Source organism: Nocardioides sp., assembly GCF_025964975.1.
GTDB lineage: Bacteria > Actinomycetota > Actinomycetes > Propionibacteriales > Nocardioidaceae > Nocardioides.
In genome coordinates, this window is sequence record NZ_JAOPXV010000174.1 from 1 (window position 1) to 3,220 (window position 3,220).

Below are 3,220 nucleotides of genomic sequence, written 5' to 3' on the forward strand. Positions count from 1 at the left end.
TGTCCGTGACGGCCTTGGCGACGTCGGGCGTCACGGTGCCGGTCTTCGGGTTCGGCATGAGCGAGCGGGGGCCGAGGACGCGACCGAGGCGGCCGACCTTGCCCATCATGTCGGGGGTCGCGACGACGGCGTCGAAGTCCAGCCAGCCGCCGTTGACCTTCTCGATGAGCTCGTCGCCACCGACGTAGTCGGCGCCGGCCTCACGGGCGGCCTCGGCCTTCTCGCCATTGGCGAACACGAGGACGCGGGCGGTCTTGCCCGTTCCGTGGGGAAGGTTGACGGTGCCGCGCACCATCTGGTCGGCCTTGCGGGGGTCGACGCCGAGACGCATGACGACGTCGAGGGTCTCGTCGAACTTCTTCTTCGAGCCGGCCTTGGCCAGCTTGATGGCGGTCAGCGGGGCGTAGAGCTCGTCCTGGTTGAACGTCTCGGCCGCTGCGCGGTAGGTCTTGCTGCGCTGCATGGGAATCCTCTTATCTGGAGTGTGGTCGTGAGAGCCAGCGCGGCTCTGCCACGGGTGTTGCTCGCCGGGATGCGAGACTCAGTCGGTGGTGACGCCCATCGATCGGGCGGTGCCCTCGACGATCAGCATCGCGGCGTCGATGTCGTTGGCGTTGAGGTCGGGGAGCTTCGTGGTCGCGATCTCGCGCACCTGGTCCTTGGTCAGCTTGCCGACCTTCTCCTTGTGCGGGACACCCGAGCCCTTCTTCAGGCCAGCGGCCTTCTTGATGAGCTCTGCGGCCGGCGGGGTCTTCGTGATGAACTCGAAGGACCGGTCCTCATAGATCGTTATCTCGACGGGGATCACGTTGCCGCGCATCGACTCGGTCTGCGCCTTGTAGGCCTTGCAGAAATCCATGATGTTCACACCGTGGGGACCGAGGGCGGTTCCCACCGGCGGAGCCGGAGTTGCTGCGCCAGCCTGCAGCTGCACCTTGACGAGCGCAGCGATCTTCTTCTTGGGAGGCATTTCTTTCTCTCTCTCGTGTGGTCATGACGGGGGTCGGACCCCCTGCCACTGCTACTGGGTGGTGCTGATGAGCTCAGACCTTCTGGATCTGGCCGAAGCTCAGCTCGACCGGGGTCTCCCGGCCGAAGATCTCGACGAGGGCCTTGACCCTCTGGGACTCGGCGTTGATCTCGGTGATCGTCGCGTGCAACGTCGCGAACGGACCATCGACGACCATGACGGAGTCGGACACGTCGAAGTCGGCCACCTCGACCGGCTTCTTGGCGGTCGCGGCGCCTCCGCCGGACTTGTCACCGGCAGCGGCAGCAGCCTCGGCCTCCGCCACGGCGACCACGGCAGGGGCGAGCATGTCCTCGACCTCGCGCATGCTCAGCGGCACGGGCTGGTGGCTGTGACCGACGAACCCGGTGACCGACGGCGTGTGGCGTACGGCCGACCACGACTCGTCGGTGAGGTCCATGCGGACGAGCACGTATCCGGGAAGCACGGTGCGGGTGACCATCTTGCGCTGGCCGTTCTTGATCTCCGCGACCTCTTCGGTGGGGACCACGATCTCGTGGATGTAGTCCTCCATGTTGAGGGAGATGATGCGGTTCTCGAGGTTCTGCTTGACCCGCTTCTCCATGCCGGAGTAGGTGTGCACGACGAACCAGTCGCCGGGCTTGGCCCACAGCTCACGGCGGAACGCCTCGAGCGGACCGTCCTCCACTACCTCGCCGGCCTCGTCGACGTCGGCCTCGTCGGCCTCGTCGGCCTCGTCGGTCTCGTCGGCCTCGTCGGCCTCGGAGGCGTCAGTGGGCAGGTCCTCGACGGACGAGTCCTCCACGGACGAGTCGTCGACGGACGAGTCGTCGACAGACGAGTCGTCGACAGACGAGTCCTCAACTGATGAGTCGAGCTGATCCGACACGTGATGCTCCGTACTTCTCACTTGCTGGGTGCGACCGGCGTGGGGCCTCGATCGCTGGACTTGGTCTTTGGTCTTCTGCGGTGCGCTTGGGTGCCGACCCAGGGGGCCGGCAGGCAGTCACTGGTTCGAGCCACCCGAGAACACGGCGAAGGCGAGCTTGCCGAACGCCAGGTCGAGCACCGAGACGATCGCCATCATCGCGAGCACGAACACCAGGACGACCAGGAAGTAGGTGATGAGCTGCTCCTGCGTCGGCCACACGACCTTGCGGAGTTCGGCGACCACCTGGCGGTAGAAGGTAGCCGGCCCGGTGCGCTTGCCGTCGCCGCCACGTGAGTCCTCACGCGACTCATGGACTGCGCTGGAGTCCGACACGTCTGCCACCTTCTCCTGGTTGACTGCTGAGTGGTTCTGGTCTGTTGCAGGGCACGAGGGACTTGAACCCCCAACCTTCGGTTTTGGAGACCGATGCTCTGCCAGTTGAGCTAGTGCCCTCCGTGGTCCCGGCCCAGCGCTCGTGCGACCCGCGGACGGGCAGCACGAAGCATGTGGCAGGACCACCAAACCCGAAGCATACGGTGACGGGCCCAGCGGCGTCGAACCGGCGGCCCCCGAGGCGTCACCCTAGGATTCGGGCATGGGTCACCGGGATGTGCGCGAGCTCCCGAAGGCCCACCTCCACCTCCACTTCACCGGGTCGATGCGACACGAGACACTGCTGGAGCTCGCCGAGCGAGACGGGATCGCCCTGCCCGACAGCCTCGTGGCGGACTGGCCGCCGCAGCTCTCCGCGGCCGACGAGAAGGGCTGGTTCAGGTTCCAGCGCCTCTATGACGTGGCCCGTTCGGTGTTGCGCACCCCCGACGACGTACGCCGACTGGTGCTGGAGGCCGCCCAGGACGACGTCGCGGACGGGGGCCGTTGGCTCGAGATCCAGGTCGACCCCAGCGGCTATGCCGCTCGCTTCGGCGGCATCACGGCCTTCACGGACCTCGTCCTCGATGCCGTGCGGGACGCGTCCGGGCGCACCGGGCTGGGCATCGCGGTCGTGATCGCGGCCAACCGCACCAGGCATCCGCTCGATGCCCGCACCCTGGCCAGGCTCGCCGGTCAGTACGCCGGACGTGGCGTAGTGGGCTTCGGGCTGTCCAACGACGAGCGCCGCGGACGCACGAGCGACTTCGCGGGGGCCTTCGCGATCGCAGAGCGCGCCGGCCTGCTGCTCGCGCCCCACGGGGGCGAGCTCCGTGGACCCGAGCACGTCCGGGTCTGTCTCGACGAGCTGCACGCCGACCGCCTCGGGCACGGCGTGCGCGCGGCCGAGGACCCGGCGCTGCTGG

5 protein-coding genes and 1 tRNA gene are annotated in these 3,220 nt (G+C 67.5%); 1 reads left to right on the plus strand and 5 read right to left on the minus strand.

Annotated features, from left to right (window positions below; genetic code table 11):
- The 5 genes from rplA to JWN68_RS13195 all read right to left on the minus strand — a co-directional run.
- Positions 1-463: 50S ribosomal protein L1 (gene rplA / locus JWN68_RS13175; RefSeq protein WP_297739634.1), on the minus strand; the 463-nt coding region annotated here is incomplete at its 3' end.
- Between the two features lie 78 nt (positions 464-541).
- Positions 542-970 carry a 50S ribosomal protein L11 gene (gene rplK, locus JWN68_RS13180; protein ID WP_297739637.1) on the minus strand — a complete coding sequence of 143 codons (429 nt, stop codon included), beginning with the start codon at positions 968-970 and terminating at the stop codon, positions 542-544.
- Positions 971-1,043: 73 nt separating this feature from the next.
- The gene (gene nusG / locus JWN68_RS13185) at positions 1,044-1,880 is read right to left on the minus strand and encodes a transcription termination/antitermination protein NusG (protein ID WP_297739639.1); all 837 of its coding nucleotides are present in this window, start codon (positions 1,878-1,880) and stop codon (positions 1,044-1,046) included.
- A gap of 117 nt (positions 1,881-1,997) precedes the next feature.
- Positions 1,998-2,255 carry a preprotein translocase subunit SecE gene (secE, locus tag JWN68_RS13190; RefSeq protein WP_297739641.1) on the minus strand — a complete coding sequence of 86 codons (258 nt, stop codon included), beginning with the start codon at positions 2,253-2,255 and terminating at the stop codon, positions 1,998-2,000.
- Between the two features lie 47 nt (positions 2,256-2,302).
- A tRNA-Trp gene (locus tag JWN68_RS13195) sits at positions 2,303-2,375 on the minus strand.
- A 142-nt stretch (positions 2,376-2,517) separates the two neighbouring features.
- Between JWN68_RS13195 and add the strand changes: the two genes are divergently transcribed.
- Positions 2,518-3,220: adenosine deaminase (add, locus tag JWN68_RS13200; protein ID WP_297739643.1), on the plus strand; the 703-nt coding region annotated here is incomplete at its 3' end.

Coding starts and splice junctions, on each gene's coding strand:
- rplK (WP_297739637.1), bottom strand. CDS start 970: ATGCCTCCCAAGAAGAAGATCGCTGCGCTCGTCAAGGTGCAGCTGCAG.